The sequence below is a fragment of the Kitasatospora kazusensis genome, from assembly GCF_039529945.1.
Classification (GTDB): domain Bacteria; phylum Actinomycetota; class Actinomycetes; order Streptomycetales; family Streptomycetaceae; genus Kitasatospora; species Kitasatospora kazusensis.
On sequence record NZ_BAAANT010000006.1, the window covers coordinates 109,334 to 126,133 of the forward strand.

General features: G+C 73.2%; 12 protein-coding genes. 3 read left to right on the forward strand and 9 right to left on the reverse strand.

The annotated features are described in order from the left end of the window. Positions 1-65 precede the first annotated feature (65 nt). The 8 genes from ABD330_RS07570 to ABD330_RS07605 all read right to left on the reverse strand — a co-directional run bounded on the left by ABD330_RS07570 (position 66) and on the right by ABD330_RS07605 (position 12,220). Positions 66-1,283: a fatty acid desaturase gene (locus ABD330_RS07570; protein WP_344462141.1), complete on the reverse strand. Its 1,218-nt coding sequence runs from the start codon at positions 1,281-1,283 to the stop codon at positions 66-68. 44 nt (positions 1,284-1,327) lie between these two features. Continuing rightward, positions 1,328-2,848, reverse strand: a complete 1,521-nt coding sequence (locus ABD330_RS07575; protein ID WP_344462143.1) for a pyridoxal phosphate-dependent decarboxylase family protein — start codon at positions 2,846-2,848, stop codon at positions 1,328-1,330. A gap of 79 nt (positions 2,849-2,927) precedes the next feature. Continuing rightward, entirely contained in the window at positions 2,928-4,220 is a 1,293-nt protein-coding gene (locus ABD330_RS07580; RefSeq protein ID WP_344462145.1) for an MFS transporter, read from the reverse strand. After that, entirely contained in the window at positions 4,217-6,853 is a 2,637-nt protein-coding gene (locus ABD330_RS07585) for an ATP-grasp domain-containing protein (protein WP_344462147.1), read from the reverse strand. The genes ABD330_RS07580 and ABD330_RS07585 overlap by 4 nt, the downstream gene beginning before the upstream one ends. Before the next feature lie 70 nt (positions 6,854-6,923). Beyond that, complete coding sequence (locus ABD330_RS07590; protein WP_344462149.1) at positions 6,924-8,168, reverse strand: ATP-grasp domain-containing protein; 1,245 nt, start codon at positions 8,166-8,168, stop codon at positions 6,924-6,926. Further along, on the reverse strand, positions 8,165-10,534 hold the full coding sequence (gene hypF, locus ABD330_RS07595) for a carbamoyltransferase HypF (RefSeq protein WP_344462151.1): 2,370 nt from the start codon (positions 10,532-10,534) through the stop codon (positions 8,165-8,167). The genes ABD330_RS07590 and hypF overlap by 4 nt, the downstream gene beginning before the upstream one ends. A gap of 13 nt (positions 10,535-10,547) precedes the next feature. Next, positions 10,548-11,573 carry a hydrogenase expression/formation protein HypE gene (gene hypE, locus ABD330_RS07600; RefSeq protein ID WP_344462153.1) on the reverse strand — a complete coding sequence of 342 codons (1,026 nt, stop codon included), beginning with the start codon at positions 11,571-11,573 and terminating at the stop codon, positions 10,548-10,550. A 56-nt stretch (positions 11,574-11,629) separates the two neighbouring features. Further along, complete coding sequence (locus ABD330_RS07605) at positions 11,630-12,220, reverse strand: cysteine hydrolase family protein (protein WP_344462155.1); 591 nt, start codon at positions 12,218-12,220, stop codon at positions 11,630-11,632. A 637-nt stretch (positions 12,221-12,857) separates the two neighbouring features. Between ABD330_RS07605 and ABD330_RS07610 the strand changes: the two genes are divergently transcribed. Then, a complete protein-coding gene (locus ABD330_RS07610; protein ID WP_344462157.1) occupies positions 12,858-13,682 on the forward strand; it encodes an arylamine N-acetyltransferase family protein in 825 nt (274 codons plus the stop codon). A 286-nt stretch (positions 13,683-13,968) separates the two neighbouring features. Then, the gene (locus ABD330_RS07615; protein WP_344462159.1) at positions 13,969-14,298 is read left to right on the forward strand and encodes an SHOCT domain-containing protein; all 330 of its coding nucleotides are present in this window, start codon (positions 13,969-13,971) and stop codon (positions 14,296-14,298) included. Positions 14,299-14,301: 3 nt separating this feature from the next. Here the strand turns inward: ABD330_RS07615 and ABD330_RS07620 are convergent, their stop codons facing one another. Further along, positions 14,302-15,054 (reverse strand): class I SAM-dependent methyltransferase, encoded by a 753-nt coding sequence (locus ABD330_RS07620; protein ID WP_344462161.1) that lies wholly within the window; start codon positions 15,052-15,054, stop codon positions 14,302-14,304. Positions 15,055-15,253: 199 nt separating this feature from the next. Here ABD330_RS07620 and ABD330_RS07625 point away from each other — a divergent pair, with 199 nt between their 5' ends. Beyond that, a complete protein-coding gene (locus ABD330_RS07625; RefSeq protein ID WP_344462163.1) occupies positions 15,254-16,780 on the forward strand; it encodes an SDR family NAD(P)-dependent oxidoreductase in 1,527 nt (508 codons plus the stop codon). Positions 16,781-16,800: the final 20 nt, after the last annotated feature.

The window sequence follows — 16,800 nt, forward strand, 5'->3', positions numbered from 1 at the left end:
CACCTGTCCGTAAGTCCGTTGGGTCCGCCGGTGGTTGGCGGCCACGCAGTCGGTGTGACGGGTGATCAGTCGTCGAAGGCCGCGAAGAGCTGACGGTGGTTGGCCTCGGCGAGCAGGTCGGGGTCGTACTCCAGCGGGTCCGCGGCCCGGAGTGAGTCGAAGACCAGGTCGATCGCGGCGACCAGGCCCCAGACCTCCCGGTAGGGCGGCCAGCCCGGGCTGCCGCGCCGGTGGTCCTCCTCGCGGGCGAAGAGGTAGTCGGCCCAGTTGCGGCTCATCGGGTAGCGGTGGTGGAAGTCGTGCACCACCGTGTCGCCGGTCAGCACCAGGTAGCGGGCCGGGAAGTGCACCAGCAGCATCCGCGTCCACCAGCGGAGCCAGGCCGCCCAGCGCCGGGCGGGCGGCAGGCCGGGCGCGGGTGCGGGCTCGCCGAGGAAGATGCCGTTGGTCAGGCCGGCGAAGTACTCCCGGCCCCGGCGGACGGTCTGCTCCGGCGCGGGGAAGGTGTGCTTGACGCACAGCCGCAGGGTGTTGCTGATCTGGTAGAGCACCGTCATCGGGAACACCCAGCCGACCAGCAGCAGCGTCCACAGGTGCAGCCAGCCGGCCAGCCCGGCCGCCAGCAGCAGGCCGGCCGAGGTGGCCGTGCGGGCGGCCGGGGTCGCCGCGTGGAAGTAGGACCGGATCCGGGCGGTCAGGAAGCGCAGGTGGAACACGGGCGAGACGGTCCGGCCGAGCACCCGCCGCCACATCCGGCGCCGGCTCATCCCGGGCCGGAGCCGCAGCGTCAGCAGGAAGGCCTGGACGGTGGGGTCACGGCGCGTCATGTGGTGCAGCGCGTGGTGGTCGCTGACGTGCTCGGCGCTGTACCGGCCGAAGTCCTGGATCATCAGCAGGGCCGCGATGGCCCGGCCGAGCGCGGCGTCCGCCCGCCGGTTCCCCCACATGTTCGCGTGGGCGCACTGGTGGTAGATCATCATGCGCAGGTTCCGGGCCCCGTGCAGGGTCATCGCCCACCCCGGGAGCAGCAGGACCAGGGCCCAGCCGGCCTCCGCCAGCGCGAACGCGCTGACCAGCAGGCCGGCCAGCACGGACTGGACGGCGTTACGCAGGTGCCCGGCCGGGGTGTGGGCGATCGGCCGCTGACCGGCGTGCGGCCGGCCGGTCAGCAGCGTCAGGGGCAGGGCGAACAGGCCGGGCAGCCGCCGCATGGACTCGCGCACGGGGTCGGCCGCGCCGTCGTCGTGGCCCGGTTGCGCGGGTATCTGGTCCACCTTGGACATCGCCGGTCTCTCTCCTGGAACCTCGGACGTACGGTCGGCGGCGGTCAGGCGCCGGCCGCGGCGGCTTCCTGCTCGGCTGCCGTGGCGAGCAGCTCGTCGATGATCCGGTCGAGCTGCCCGGTGGTGGTCTCCGGGTTGAGCAGCATCAGCTTGAGGAAGACCCGGCTCGTGCCGTCCTCCTCCGCGATGTGGGTGCGGGCCAGCAGCGCCCGGCCGTCCTCCATCACCCGGCGGCGCAGGGCGCCGTTGAAGGCGTCGGCGTCCAGCCCGTGGCCCGGCAGGTAGCGGAACAGCACGGCGGTGAGCGGCGGTTCGGTGCCGAGTTCGAGCTTCGGCTCGGCCTGGATCCGGGCCGCGGCGTGGCGGGCGAGGTCGTGGCAGGTGTCGACCATGGCGCCGACCGCCTCGCGGCCGAGGGTGCGCATGGAGACCGCGATCTTGAGCGCGTCGACCCGGCGGGTGGTCTGCAGCGAGGTGTTCTGCGAGCCGATGTAGCCGGCGCAGGTGTCGTCGTCGGCGCTGAGGCAGGTGGTCGGCTGGAGGCCGAACGAGAGCATGGTCTCGGCCCGGCGCACCAGCAGGGCCGCCGAGGAGGCCGGGGTCCAGCCGAACTTGTGCAGGTCCATGGTGACCGAGTCGGCCTCGGCGATGCCGTCCAGCATGCCGCGCAGCCGGGGGGAGAACAGGGCGCCGGCGCCGTAGGCCGCGTCCGCGTGCAGCCAGACCCCGTGCTTGCGCGCGATCACGGCCAGTTCGGGGAGCGGGTCGACGATGCCGAGGTCGGTGGAACCGGCCACCGCGACGATGGCCACGGCCAGTTCGCCCTCGGGGAGTTCGGTGAGGATGCGGTCGGCCTCGGCGGGGATCATCCGGCCGTCGCGGTCGATCGGGACGGTGCGGATGTTGTCCTCGCCGATGCCCAGCAGGCGCACGGCGCGCTCGATCGAGAAGTGCACGCCCTGCGGGCAGAGCACCACGGGCTGGACGCCGAGCCGCAGCAGGCCCTCCTGGAAGGCGTGCCGGCCGAGCTTGTCGGCGATGGTGGTGTCGCGGGCCATGGTCATGGCCATCAGGTTGGAGACGCTGCCGCCGGAGGTGAGCGTGCCGCCGGCCTCGGTGCTGTCGTAGCCGACCAGTTCGGCCAGCTGGGCGATCACCCAGCGGTCCAGCTCCAGTGCGAACGGGCCGCTCTCCCAGGCGTGCAGGGACTGGTTGAGGACGGCGCCGACCAGCTCGGCGGCGGCGGCCACGTCGGTCGGCGGGGGCTGCATCCGGGCCAGCGCCGCCGGGTGGGTGATGTCCACCGACCACTCGGCGTACGAGCGGACGAGGTCGCCGAGGACCTCGGTGGCGTCGCCGCCCTGCTCGGGCAGCAGCGGTCCGGCGAGCGCCTTCGCCGCGGCGGACCGCGCGCCCTCGGGGCCGCCGGGGGCCACCGGTCCGAGCCGGGCGGCGGAGACCTCCTGGAGGATGTCCAGGGCGGTGTTCACCAGCCCCCGGACGCTCTCCAGGCCGGCGGCGGTCCCGGCGGGCTGGTACAGCGGTCCGGGCACGGTCGTGGTCACGAGTGTTCTCCTTGCGGGACTTGCGGGACTTGCGGGACGGGGTGGGTGCGGGCCGCGCGCCTGGGGGCGGCCGCGGCGGTCAGGACTGCTGGTCGGCCGGGACCGGGGCGGCCTGCTGGTGCGGCAGGTCGGTGGGGAAGTCCTTCAGGCCGGGTACCGGCGAGAAGGCGACCCAGAGCAGCGCGAACAGGAACCCGACGGCGGTCAGGTAGAGGGTGGGCCGCAGCCCGAGCGTGTCGCCGAGGTAGCCGCCGAGCAGCGCGCCGAGCGGCAGCGGGCCCCAGGCGATGAACCGGCAGCCCGCGTTGACCCGGCCGAGCAGGTGGTCCGGGGTGATCACCTGGCGCAGGCTGACCACGTGGATGGTCGACATGGTCGAGCCGAGCCCGCACAGCGCGAAGGTGGTCACGTACATCGCGTACGAGAGCAGCCCCCGGCCGGGGGCCAGCGGGACGAGGATCGGCGCGCCGCAGCAGAGCACCAGCTCCGCCATCACCGCGCGGCCCAGGCCCAGCTTCTGCTTGAGCGGCCCGGCGCCCACCGCGCCGAGCAGCGAGCCGATCGCGCCGACGCCCATCAGCAGGCCGATGGTGCCGGGGCTCATGCCGAGCTGCCGGGCGGCGTACAGCACGAACACGGTCTGGAGCGACATCCAGCAGAGGTTGTAGGTGCCGGCCTCCAGGGCGATCGCCCGGATGGAGGCGTTGCCGAAGACCACCCGCAGGCCCTCCGCGATGCTGCGCGCGGTGGAGGTGCGCTCCTCGGGCGGCGCGGGGTGCGGCTCCGGGCGGCGGATCGCCAGCAGGCTGCCGACCGAGACCAGGTAGGAGAAGGCGTTGACCAGCAGCGCCATCGGAGCCGTGATCAGGCCGACCAGCAGGCCGGCCAGGCCGGGCCCGCCGACCTGGGCGATCGAACTGGTGGCCTGGAGCTTGCTGTTGCCCTCCATCAGGTGCTCCCGCTCGATCAGCGAGGGCAGGTAGGACTGGTAGGAGATGTCGAACAGCACGGTCAGCGTGCCGATCGCCAGCGCGGCCAGGTACAGGTACTCGATCCGCAGCATCCCGAGCGCGGCGCAGAGCGGCACGCTGCCGACCAGCAGCGCCCGGCCGAGGTTGCCGATGATCATCAGTGGCCGGCGGCGGCGCCGGTCGACCCAGACCCCGATGAAGAGCGTGAGGCCGAGGAACGGCGCGTAGCTGGCCGAGTTGAGCAGACCGAGCTGGGTGGAGGTGGCCTTGAGCTGGTAGACGGCGGCCAGCGGCAGGGCCAGCTGGGTCACCTGGGCGCCCAGCTGGGAGACCGACTCGCCCGACCAGAGCTTCAGGAACTCGCGGTCCCGCCACAGCCCGTCGAACCGGGGCGCCCTCACGCGGTGCCCCCGGCCCGCTCGTCCGGGTGGAAGCAGCAGCCGATCTGCGCTCCGTTGGACATGCTGACGATGCCGACCTCGGGGTCGGGAGTGCCGCGGACCAGCATGCCGGCGTAGGAGGAGCCGACCATCAGGACGCCGTACGCGACGACCATCCGCTCGAACCCGCCGCCGCCGTCGGCGACGAACCGTTCGGCCACCGGCAGCACCCGCTCCTGGACCACGAACGGCCCGTCCACGGCGCCCTCGATGTGCGCGGCCCACTCCTCCTGCGTCACCGACCAGCCGGGGACGACCCCGACCCCGCCGTAGAGCAGGGTGGGCTTGAGGGCCAGGCTGTCCTTGTGCGCCAGCACGTACGGCAGCAGGTCGACGGTCTCGCCGTGCCGCTGGACCTTCTCGTCCCGCAGGAACCTGGTCCACGGCAGGATCCGCTCGACCAGCTCGTGCTCGGCGGTGCTGAGGGCGGCGCGGTTGCGCTCGTCGCTGAGCATCGCCAGGCTGCCCTTGTTGCCGTACAGCTCGCAGTCGAGCCCGGCGAACAGGAAGGTGTGCCCCGCCTCGACGGCGTCCAGCAGCGGGTCGACCAGGTCGTAGCTGCGCTGCTCGTCGGCCATCTCGCCGGGCAGGAAGATCCGGTACACCACGTCGACCTTGCGGCCGTGGATGTACGGGACGCCGTCCCGGTAGTCGAACTCGCCCAGGTGGCAGACCACGGTGTCGAAGCCGTTGCGCAGCCAGTCGGGCACCACGTAGTCCAGCCAGGGCTTGGTCTTGACATACCCGTCGGGCCACTCGGTGAGCGCCAGCACCGGGCGCTCCGGCAGGTCGAAGCCCGCGTCGGCGGCCTCGGTGCGCAGCACGGCGGCGATCTGGGCCACCGGGTCCGGGTGGACCAGGCCCTCGGCGTCGGCGAAGGCGGCGAAGGCCCGGTCCTCGCGCACGCTGCGGGAGAACTCGCCCATCTGCCAACCGCCGAGCGAGCTGCCGGTGTTGAGCTCCATCAGCTTGAAGCCGGCCGGCTCGCGGTACATGTCGGCGCGGGACATCGCGGGCATCCGCAGGCCGGCCCCGCGCATCACCAGGTCGATCTGGGTGGGCGTCATGCCGACGGCCTCGGCGAAGGCCCGGCGGTCGCCGCCGAACAGCCGGTCGGGGATGGTGGTCAGCAGCTCGAACAGGCCGTTGAGGTCGGCCTCCAGCCGCAGCCGGTCGGCCGTCGCCAGGAACACCGGGCGGTTGAGCGACTGCCCGCCGCCGGCCCCGTAACGGTTCCAGTCGTTGCGGACGCCGGGGACGGTCATGTTCTCCAGGCCGCGCTCCAGGGCGAGGTAGCGGCGGGTGACCGGGTTCTCCAGCAGCGCGCCGAGCCCGTCCAGCGGGGAACCGCCCAGCACGGGCCGCACCTCGGCCTCGGCGGCGTCCAGTGCGGCGGTGCAGCCGGCCCGGTCGGCGGTGACGGCGATCACGGCGGCGGTGCGCGGGGTGAGGGCCTTCGGCGGCAGCAGCAGCTCCGCGCCGGGCTCGGCGAGGACGACCACCTCGGCGATCCCCGGCACCTCGGCCGCCGCGCCCAGCTCCAGGCGCTCCAGGATCCCGTCGTGCGGCGGGTAGAGGAAGCGGACCTCGGCCCAGCGGTCGTGCGCGGCACTGAGGTCGGGGCACCGGCCGAAGGCGAGGTCGGCGGCGGCCAGCGGCAGGTCGATGCCGGTGGCGAGCGCGCCCAGGTGCGGGATCAGGTCGCCGCCGAGGCGGCCGTTCAGCTCGATCAGGCGCGGGCCGGAGGGGGTGAGCCGGATCTCGGTGTGGGTGACGCCCCGGTCGACTCCGAGCGCGCGGTGCGCCGCCCGGACGAGTTCGGCGACCTCGGCCGCCCACGGCTCGTGCCGCCAGGGGCCGACCAGGTGTCCGACCTCCTCGAAGCCCGGGTCGAAGCCGAGCCGCTTGCGTGCCACGAAGACCGGTTCGGCCTCGCCCTCGAAGACGCAGCTGTCGATGCTGATCTCCGGCCCCTGGAGGAACTCCTCGACCAGCACGCCCGATTCGGCCGGCAGGCCGGGCAGCGCGGTGCCGCTGACCTGCGCGTGGGCGGCCCGCAGCGCCTCGGGGTCGCGGACCACCACGACGCCCATGCTGCCCGCCTGCGCGCGCGGCTTGAGCACCACCGGGTACCCGATCGCCTCGGCGGCCGCGGCGGCGTCCTCGGCGGTGTGCACCAGGCGGTGGCGCACGCCCGGCAGCCCGGCGAGGTCCAGCAGGGTCCGGGTGGCGTACTTGTCGCGGCAGGCGGCGGCCGCCTTCGCGGACAGGTGGGGCAGGCCCAGCTGCTCGGCGACCTCGGCGGTGGCGGTCAGCGAGGACTCGTCCCAGGTGTACAGGCCGACCTCGCCCACGCCCTGCGGCGCGTCCGGCGTCGTCGGCGCGGTGAGGAGTTCCTCGACGGCGGCCCGCAGGGCGGTGGCGTCCGTGGTGTCGGCGGCCCGGGAGAGGGAGATGTAGCGCTCCTCCCAGGTGATCGGCTGGGACGTCACCAGAGCGATCTCGTACTCCCGTGCCAGCGAGGCCATCGCGTACTCGCGGTAGGCCTTCAACCGGCTGCCCACCACTATGAGACGGCTCTTCCTGTCGCGCATCGGCTGCTCACCGCTTCCTTTCGTCGTTCGGGTGCCCGCTGCCGCCGTGGGACGGTCGCGCGGCCGGGGATCAGGTGGGGAGGGACTCGCAGCGCATCCGGAAGGCGGCGGCGGTCTTCGCGATCGCCGCCTCGACCTCCTGTTCGGAGGTGCCGCGGAACCGGAAGCGGGCGGCGACGTGCTCGTAGCCGCCGACCTTCGGCAGCACGGTGCCGCGCTCCGGGACCACCCGCGCGTACGGGCCCTCCCCCGGCGGGAGGTCGCACCCGGCCTCGGCCACCCGGCAGGGCGGCGGGACGGGCAGCGGCAGGAGCAGCCAGCCGGCCGTCCCGCCGGCCCGCAGCGGCTCGGCGGCCGGCTCGCGGTCGAGCTGGACGTCCACCGCCGCCGCCATCAGGTCGACGCCGTGCACCTCGCGCCAGACGAACGGGATCTCCGCGCCGCCGACCCGCGCGCCGGCCTCCAGGAAGGTCGGCTGCACAGCGCCGTCCGGGCCGGTGCCCACGAACGCCTCCAGGTGGAACACCCAGGGCCGCCCGCCGCCCAGCGCGGCACCGACGCCCGCGGCGAACCGCTCCAGCGGGCCGGTCAGGGCCGGGTCGTCGACCTCGACCGAACCGAGGTAGGCCCCGTCGGTGAACTCCCGGCAGGTGTTCAGGTAGCGCGAGGCGCGCCAGGGTCCCAGCCGGGTACCGGTCCACAGGCCGTCCAGGTGGAAGACCGGGTCGGCGACGAACGACTGCACCAGCAGCGGTTCGGCGGGCAGCCCGCCGAGCCGCTCCAGGTCGGCGGGGCCGCGCAGCACGGCGACGCCACGGCTGGCGGTGCCGCGTCGCGGCTTGACCACCACGGGCCAGCCGTGCCGCTCGCCGAACTCCCGGACGGCGGCCGCGTCCGGGGCGTCCGCGTAGGCGGGCACCCGCAGGCCCGCCCGGTCGGCCAGCGCGACCATCGTCAGCTTGTCCCGGAAGCGCTCCAGGTCCTCGGGCCGCTGCCCGGGCAGGCCCAGCTCGGCCCGCAGCTCGGCGGCGGTGTCGAGGTCGCCCTCGTTGAGCGCCACCAGCCGCCGGACCGGCCCGAACCGCTCGGCCAGCCCGGCCACCGCGGCCCTGACCTCGGCCAGGTCCTCGGTGGCCGCGACGACCGCCACCGCGGCGGCGGCCCCGGGGACGGCGGCCCGTCCCAGCTCCGTCGTCACATAGCCGACCCGGTACGCCTCGTGGTCGAGGTAGTCGGTGTAGCGGGCGTGCCCGTCGCGCCAGCGGTGCAGCACCACCAGGAGCTCCGGCGGATCGTGCCGCTCCCGGCCGGTCACCGGCCCGGCCCCTCGGTCCGGGGGTCGGCCAGCATCGCGTCGGCGACCATGACCTGGCCCAGCGCGATACCGCCGTCGTTGGTCGGCACCTGCCGGTGGCAGTACGCGTCGAACCCGGCGCGGCCCAGCTCCACCAGGCAGTTGACCAGCAGGAACTCGTTGAGGAACACCCCGCCGGAGAGCACCACCTGGCGTGTCCCGCCCTCGGCCGCGGCGATCGCCCGGCAGCGGTCCACCACCATGTCCACCACGGCGGAGTGGAACCGCCGGGCGACGGTCGCGGTGTCGACGCCCGCCGCCAGGTCGGCGGCGACGGCCCGCACCACCGGCCGGGGGTCGATCTCGGGCACCTCGGCCGTGTCCTCGCAGCCGAACCGGTAGCGCTCCGCCGGAGCGGACATCGCCAGGTCGCGCCCGAGCAGCCCCTCCAGCTCGATCGGGCCCTGCGCCTCGTACTCGGCGTGCGTGGTGACGCCCAGCAGGGCGGCGACGCCGTCGAACAGCCGACCCATGCTCGACGCGAGCGGCGCATTGATGCCGCGTCGCGCCATGGCGCCGAACACGTGCCGCTGCTGCTCGTCGAGCAGCTCCAGCACGGGGAAGGCCGCGACGACGGCGGCGGTGTCACCGTCGAGGGCGTCCAGGGCCAGGGCGAAGCCGGTCCTGACCGGCTCCTTCACCGCGCGGTCGCCGCCGAGCAGCGGTACCGGGCGCAGGTGCGCGGCCCGGCGTACCTCGCGGTACGTGCCGAGCAGGAACTCCCCGCCCCAGGTGGTGCCGTCCACGCCGTACCCAGCGCCGTCGAAGACCACCCCGAGGGTGCGGCCGGTCAGCCGGTTCTCCGCCATGCAGGACGCCATGTGCGCGTGGTGGTGCTGCACCTGGAGCACCCGGCCGAACGCGCCGCCCTGCTCCGCCAGCGCGAACCGGGTGGCCCGGAACTGCGGGTGCAGGTCGACCGCCGCGTGCCGGGGCGTCAGCTCGTGCAGCGCGGCGAGGTGCCGGGCGGTCTCCCGGTGCGACTCGAAGGTCTCGTCGTTCTTCAGGTCGCCGATGTGCTGGCTGAGGTAGACCCGGGTGCCGCCGGCCAGCGCCACCGTGGTCTTCAGCTCGGCCCCGTACGCGACCAGCGGCGCCAGCTCGACGCCGACCTCGACCGGGTACGGCGCGTAGCCGCGGGCCCGGCGCAGGAAGCTGACCACCGGCCGGTCCAGCTCCGGGTGGGCCGAGTAGCGCACCAGCGAGTCGTCGACCCGGGTCTCGATCTCGCGGTCGTTGAACAGGATCAGGTCGGCGATGCCGAAGAGCTGCGCCAGCGCGTCCTCGTTGCGGTACGCGATCGGGTAGCCCGACACGTTGCCGCTGGTCATGACCAGCGCGTCCAGATCCTCCCGGTCCACCAGCAGGTGGTGCTGGGGGGCGGAGGGCAGCATCACGCCGAGGTTGGGGTTGCGCGGGGCGACCGTCTCGGGCAGGCCGCCGGCCCGCTTGCGGACCAGCACGATCGGACGGGCCGAGGACTCCAGCAGCTCGGCCTCGGCCGGGTCGAAGTCCGCGAAGCCGGCGACGGTCGCCAGGTCGCGGGCCAGCACCGCGAACGGCTTGGAGTCCCGCCGCTTGCGGGCCCGCAGCCGGGCCACCGCCTCCGGGTTGCGGGCGTCCACGGCCAGGTGGAACCCGCCGACGCTCTTCACCGCGACGATCCGGCCGGCCGCCAGGGCCCGCGCCGCACCCGCGAGCGCGTCCTCGCCGTCCCACCGGCCGCCGTCCGGGTCGGCCAGCAGCAGCCGGGGGCCGCAGGCCGGGCAGGCGTTGGGCTGCGCGTGGTAGCGGCGGTCCAGCGGGTCGCGGTACTCCCGGCCGCACGGACCGCACATGGTGAAGGCCGCCATGGTGGTCTGCGCGCGGTCGTACGGCAGCTGCCGCACGATGGAGTAACGCGGCCCGCAGTTGGTGCAGTTGATGAACGGGTAGCGGTACCGCCGGTCCGCCGGGTCGCGCAGCTCGGCGAGGCAGTCGGCGCACACGTGGGCGTCCGGGGGGACGACCGTCACCCGGCGGCCCTCGTGCGTGCTCTCCCGGATGGTGAAGCCGTCCGCCTGCGGGTCGAGCCCCGGCAGCTCCGTCACCAGGACCTCGTCGACCCGCGCCTGCGGCGGGGCCCCGGTGGTCAGCTCCGCGCCGAACCGGCGCAGCGCGCCGGCCCGGCCGGTGACCTCGATCAGCACGCCTTCGGGGTCGTTGAGCACCCATCCGGTCAACTCGTGGGTCAGCGCCAGCTTGTAGACGAAGGGCCGGAAGCCCACGCCCTGCACCACGCCGGTGACCCGGATGCGCCGGCGGACCGGCGGTTCGCTGTTCTGCACGGTCTGCCCCGGCTCAGCAGAGCCGCGGGAGCTCGGAGCCCTGGAGCTCCTCGATCACCGAGTCCCGGCCGTCGGCGTCGCGCATCAGCACCAGCACCTCGGCCTCCTCGGTGACCTCGCCGATCGTCACGGCGTCGACGCCGTAGCGGTGCGAGCGGAGCGCGGCCAGCACCTCCTGCTCGGCGGCCGGGTCCACGAACAGGGCGACGCAGCCCTCGTTCGCGGCGTGGATCGGGTTGATGCCCAGCATGTCCATCGCCATCACGGTCTCGTGCTGGATGGGCAGCGCGGCCTGCTCGATCCGGATGGTGCGGCCGCTGGCGGCCGCGTACTCGTGCAGCACGGCGGCCAGGCCGCCCCGGGTGACGTCGCGGACGGAGTGCACGGAGCCCTCCGGGGCCTGGTCGAACAGGCTGTCCAGCAGGCCGTTCAACGGCGCGCAGTCGCTGAGCACGCGCTGCTCGAAGCCGAGGCCCTCGCGGATCGACAGCAGGTGCACGGTGTGGTTGCCGATCGGGCCGCTGAGGATGACCCGGTCGCCGGCCCGGACGTCGCGCATCCGCAGCGGGGTGCGCTCGAACAGGCCGACGCCCGCGGTGTTCAGGTAGATCTGGTCCGCCTCGCCCTTGCGCACCACCTTGGTGTCGCCGCAGACGATCTGGACCCCGGCCTCCCTGGCCGTCTCCCGGATCGAGGTGAGCACCTGCACCAGCTTCGCGATCGGCAGGCCGGTCTCCAGGATCATGCCCAGCGTCAGGTAGGTCGGCTTGGAGCCCACCACCGCGAGGTCGTTGACCGTGCCGCAGACCGCGATCTTGCCGATGTCGCCGTTGCCGAAGAACGGCGGGTCGACGACGAAGGAGTCGGTGGTCATCGCGATCTGCCCGCCGGTGACGGGGAGCATCGCGCTGTCCTCCATCTCGCCGATGTAGACGTCGCCGAGGGTCTCCACGATCAGCGAGATCAGATCGTGGCTGAGCTGCGCCCCACTGCCGTGGTCGAGGACGACCTCACCGAGGTCGGGTGCCGAGCTGGTCATCTGGTGTCCCTTCAGGACGTCAGGGGGAGAGGGGCCGACGGACGGGGAAGGGGGTGCTACGGAAGGATCTTGACGACCTTGCGGGGCAGCTCGCCCTGGGCGTCGAGGACGGCGAGGATCTCGGCGGAGTCGGCCACCGTGGCGCAGTAGCCGCCCAGCCACTCCAGGGCGCGGTCACGGTCCTCCGGGTTCCCGGAGACGACGCAGTCGGACGGGACCCAGACGTTGTAGCCGCGGAAGAACGCGTCGGCGGCGGTGGTCTGCACACAGATCTGGGTCTGCAGGCCGGTGACCAGGACCGTGTCGATACCGGCCTCCTGGAGCCGGTCGTGCAGCTCGGTCTCGTAGAAACCGCTGTCCTTGTTCTTCTCCACCGTCACGTCGGACGGGTCGAAGAAGTCGGCCAGGATGGCCGCGCCCTCGGAGCCGCGCTGCAGCGGGAGGGTGCCGTCGAGGTCGCGCTCCACGTTCGGGTCGTCCGGCAGGTTGACCAGCTGGAGGTGGTAGACGGCGTGTCCGCGACGGCGGATCTCGTCGAGGAACTGCACGAAGTGCGGCTGGGCACCCGCCATGGCGGCCGTCCGCTCGGGGGTCTTGTGGACCACGTCGGCCTGCAGGTCGTTGGTGAGTACGGCGATCTTGCCCATGGTGGTTCCTTGCGGTGACGTGGAGCGTGGCAGAGGAGTGTGCCGCGCGTGGCGCGGTGAAGGCGTCGAGGGGGGCTGCGATGCCCGGCCGTCGGTCACTGACGGTGACGAGAGTGCGCCCGATCCCGCGTACGGCCCTGGACGGAGAATTGGCGGAAGCTCGCCGCCGGGAAGGCGGTTGGGGCCGCAGCGCGGCCTGCTGTGAACTGCGGCCCTGCGGCGCGCTGACTTTGGCACAGGCGATCAAGCAGCGTCAAGATCATCGTACAAACGCCCTGCTCCGAGTTTCGGAGAGGTTCAGATGAATTGACACTTGCTCAAATCGGCTGGATGTGCTGGAAGTTGCCCGGCCATGGCCGCCGAACCCTCGGACCGGCCGGAAGGTCGTGGCCGCAGCATCGGCCCGGGACAGCGTGTGACGCCCGTAGCGCGGGTCGGCACGACCGTCGGATCCGCAACGCTACGTAACCGAACCTCGGCACCCGAGGCCACGAGGAGTGCCAAGTCCGTTGCCCTGGCCGGGATCTGAAATCACCTTGCGCTCCGGCCGCCGGAACCGGCCCGTCGGCCTGTGGGAAAGTACCGAAAGCGGACGGGGACGATCCGGTCCGCCCTGACGAGGATCAAGGAGCAGCTCGTGGAGGAGTCCCGGTTGGAGTCCTACCTGGACCGGATCGGCGCGGAGCGCCCCGGCCGGCCCGATCTGGCGGCCCTGCGGCGACTGCAACGGGCCCACCTGCTGACCGTGCCGTTCGAGAACCTGAGCATCCACCTCGGCGAGCCGGTACTGCTGGACGAAGCGTCACTGCTGGCCAAGCTGGTCGACCGGCGGCGCGGGGGCTTCTGCTACGAACTCAACGGCGCCTTCGCCGCACTGCTCACGGCGCTCGGCTACCGGGTCGACCTGCTCGCCGCCCGGGTCATCAACGGGCCGGTCCCCGGACCGCCGTTCGACCACCTGGCACTGCGGGTCCGGCTGGACGAGCGGGACGGGCCGGACGGGCCCGGCGGAGCGGACCGCACGGATGGCACGGGTGACACGGACACGCCGTGGCTGGTCGATGTCGGCTTCGGACGATTCAGCGTCCAGCCGCTGCGGCTGGACCTGCGCGAACCGCAGACCGACCCGGGCGGCGTCTTCACGGTGGTCGAGCACGGCGAGGAACTCGACGTCCTGCTGGACGGCAAGCCGCAGTACCGGCTCGACCCGCGCCCGTACGCGCTCTCCGACTTCGTCCCGACCTGCTGGTGGCACAGCACGTCTCCCGACTCGCCCTTCGCCCGCGCCACCCTCTGCTCACGCCTCACCGAGTCGGGCCGGGTCTCACTGACCGGCACCCGGCTGATCCGCAGCACGGACGGCGAGCGCGAGGAACGGGACCTCGACGAGGCGGCGGCGCTCGACGCCTGTCGAACGCTGTTCGGGATGGAACTGGACCGGCTCCCGGTCGCGCGCGGCTAGGTGTTCAGGTGAGCGGGCGGGGCGGGAGGGTGCGGCGGCCGTTGCTTCCGGCTTCGCGCAGTTCTCCCCCAGCCTTCGGCCGGGAGGTACCCCCACGCGCCCCTTGGGGCAACCCGACCCCCTCAGGTGAACAGGCAGGGCGGTTTTAACGCTGCTCTTAATTGCTGGGCGTATACGTAGAGGTAGACCACTCGTACGTGGGGTCGGCCGGGCTCCGGGGCGGTGGTGGAGGACGAGCGCGGTGCCGGGCGGCAGTCGGCCGGCGCCGGTGGCAGGTGAGCGAGGAATGAGGCACTACGGGCACTTCGGGCATCACGGCGGGTGGGGGTGGGTCCCGTTCGGTATCACGATGGTGCTGCTGTGGCTGGTGCTGATCGCCGTTCTGGTGCTGGTCTGGCGCGCCTGGTCGCACCGGTCCGTGAAGCCGGGACCGGCGGCACACTGGCCGCCGCCCGCGGCCGACCAGCACCGCTCCCCCGAGCAGGTGCTGGCCGACCGCCTGGCGCGCGGTGAGATCGAGATCGACGACTACCGACAGCGGCTGGCCGAACTCCGCGGCGGCGCGCAGCCGGGTCCGGGAGCGGGGCCGGGCACGGGGCCGCCGCCGACGGGCTGACGGTCAGCGCACGGCCGCGACCAGCGAGTCGGTGACGGACCGCCAGGCGACCCCGGCCTCCCGGAACCCGGCTTCGACCAGCCGGGCCGTGTGCCAGGAGGCCGGGTGCGTGTCGCCGTCCCGGTGCGCGCGGTAGATCTCCGAGCGGGCGGCGACGTGGTCGGCGAGCAGCGGGTCCGCCGCGGCGGCGGCCCACCAGTCGGCCCAGTCCAGGACGCCCTCGGCCCGCTCGCGCTGCCGGCGGCGGCGCTGGAACGCCAGGTCGGCGGCGTTGAGCAGCGGGGTGGCCGGTTCCGGCGTGTGGTCGGCGTTGAGGAACACCCCGCCCGGGCGCAGCAGGGCGGCGAGGTCGCCGTAGACGCGCACCAGGTCGTCGGTGGCGAGCCAGTGCAGTGCGGTGGCGGTCACCACCGCGTCGTACGGGCCGGGCGGCAGCCCGTCGGCCCAGTCCGGGTCCCGGAGGTCGGCGGTGACCAGGGTCAGCCGGGGCTCGTCGGCGAAGTGCCCGCCGGCGATGGCGAGCAGCGCCGGGTCGAGGTCCACCCCGACGCTGACGGCACCGGGCAGCCGGGCGAGCAGCCGCTCGCTGATGCTCGCGGTGCCGCAGGCGAGGTCGAGCACGCGCGGCCGGGGGCCGCCGACGGCCTCGACCAGGTCGAGCATCACCCGGAACCGCTCCTCGCGGTCCGGCAGGTACCACTCCTGCTGGCGGTCCCAGCTGCGCTGCCAGCTGTCCCAGTGCTTCTGGTCGGTCATGGCTCTTCCCCCTGGATCGGAACGGGATCGGTAACGGGATCAGTAAGAGGTGCATTGGCACTTCATCTGTTACCGACTTTAGGGGTTGCCGGTAATGGACACAAGAGCTTTCCGGTCATTACTCGTTTGGCGACCCGCCCGGCACTCCGTAGAGTTCACCCTTAAACCAGGCAGGGCGGACGAGGAAGCAGTTGCGGGCATGACGGCGGGCGAGGACATCCAGATCACCGAAGAGATCCAGACCGAACGGTCGGAGCAGACGGCAGAGGCCGAGACCGAGCACGGCCCGGGCATCGCCCCGGAGCGGCTGGAGCTCTTCCTCGACGTGCTCGCCGAGCTGAACGAGCTGGACGTGGACCACCCGGACGCGATCACCGTCCGGATGGCCGTCGGTGGCGTCTTCCGGACGCTCAAGCAGCGCCGCCGCCAGGAGACCCGCGCCCGCAAGACCGCCAACGACCGCGCGGTGACGGCCGCCACGGCCACCGGCGCACCGGGCCGGATCGACGACGAGACGGCGGGCGCCTTCGGCCTGACCACCGCCACCACCACGGAGATCGCCGGCATCCTGGAGCGTCCGCGCTCCTGCTACACCTGCAAGACCCGCTACGTCGAGGTGGACGCCTTCTACCACCAGCTCTGCCCGCCGTGCGCGAAGCAGAACCGGGCCCGCCGCGACGAGAAGGCCGACCTGACCGGCCGCCGCGCGCTGCTCACCGGCGGCCGGGCGAAGATCGGGATGTACATCGCGCTGCGCCTGCTGCGTGACGGTGCCCACACCACGATCACCACCCGCTTCCCGAACGACGCGATCCGCCGCTTCAAGGCGATGCCGGACAGCGCCGACTGGCTGCACCGCCTGAAGATCATCGGGATCGACCTGCGCGACCCGGCCCAGGTCGTCGCGCTCGCCGACACCGTCGCGGCCGACGGCCCGCTGGACATCCTGATCAACAACGCCGCGCAGACCGTGCGCCGCTCGCCGAAGGCGTACAGCGAGCTGATCGCCGCCGAGTCCGCCCCGCTGCCCGCCGGCGAGCTGCCCCCCGCCGTGGTGATCGGCAGCTTCGGCAGCGGCACCGTGGACCGCCCGGCGCTGCCCGGCCAGTCCTCCGGCGCGCACGAAGCGCTCACCGCCGAGGACGTGACGGCCCTCGCGCTGGTCACCGGCTCGGCCTCGCCGGCCCGGATCGAGGCCGGGACGGCGATCGACGCCGGCGGTCTGGTCCCCGACCTGGCCGCGACCAACACCTGGGTCCAGACCGTCAGCGAGGTCGACCCGATCGAGCTGCTGGAAGTCCAGCTCTGCAACGTCACCGCGCCGTTCGTGCTGGTCAGCCGCCTGCGCCCGGCGATGGCGGCCTCCCCGGCCCGCCGCAAGTACGTGGTGAACGTCTCCGCGATGGAGGGCCAGTTCAGCCGCGCGTACAAGGGCGCCGGGCACCCGCACACCAACATGGCCAAGGCCGCGCTGAACATGCTCACCCGCACCAGCGCCAAGGAGATGCTGGAGACCGACGGCATCCTGATGACCGCCGTCGACACCGGCTGGATCACCGACGAGCGCCCGCACCCCGACAAGATGCGCCTCGCCGAGGAGGGCTTCCACGCCCCGCTCGACCTGGTCGACGGCGCGGCGCGGGTCTACGACCCGATCGTCCGGGGCGAGCAGGGCGAGGACCTGTACGGCTGCTTCCTGAAGGACTTCGCCCCCTCCCCCTGGTAAGCCCCCCTAGGAGGACCGAC

Excerpts from the sequence above, each read along its gene's own strand:
- ABD330_RS07615 (WP_344462159.1), top strand. The coding sequence starts at position 13,969 with ATGAGGCACTACGGGCACTTCGGGCATCACGGCGGGTGGGGGTGGGTC.
- ABD330_RS07620 (WP_344462161.1), bottom strand. The coding sequence starts at position 15,054 with ATGACCGACCAGAAGCACTGGGACAGCTGGCAGCGCAGCTGGGACCGC.
- hypE (WP_344462153.1), bottom strand. The coding sequence starts at position 11,573 with ATGACCAGCTCGGCACCCGACCTCGGTGAGGTCGTCCTCGACCACGGC.
- ABD330_RS07605 (WP_344462155.1), bottom strand. The coding sequence starts at position 12,220 with ATGGGCAAGATCGCCGTACTCACCAACGACCTGCAGGCCGACGTGGTC.
- ABD330_RS07570 (WP_344462141.1), bottom strand. The coding sequence starts at position 1,283 with ATGTCCAAGGTGGACCAGATACCCGCGCAACCGGGCCACGACGACGGC.
- ABD330_RS07625 (WP_344462163.1), top strand. The coding sequence starts at position 15,254 with ATGACGGCGGGCGAGGACATCCAGATCACCGAAGAGATCCAGACCGAA.
- ABD330_RS07585 (WP_344462147.1), bottom strand. The coding sequence starts at position 6,853 with ATGCGCGACAGGAAGAGCCGTCTCATAGTGGTGGGCAGCCGGTTGAAG.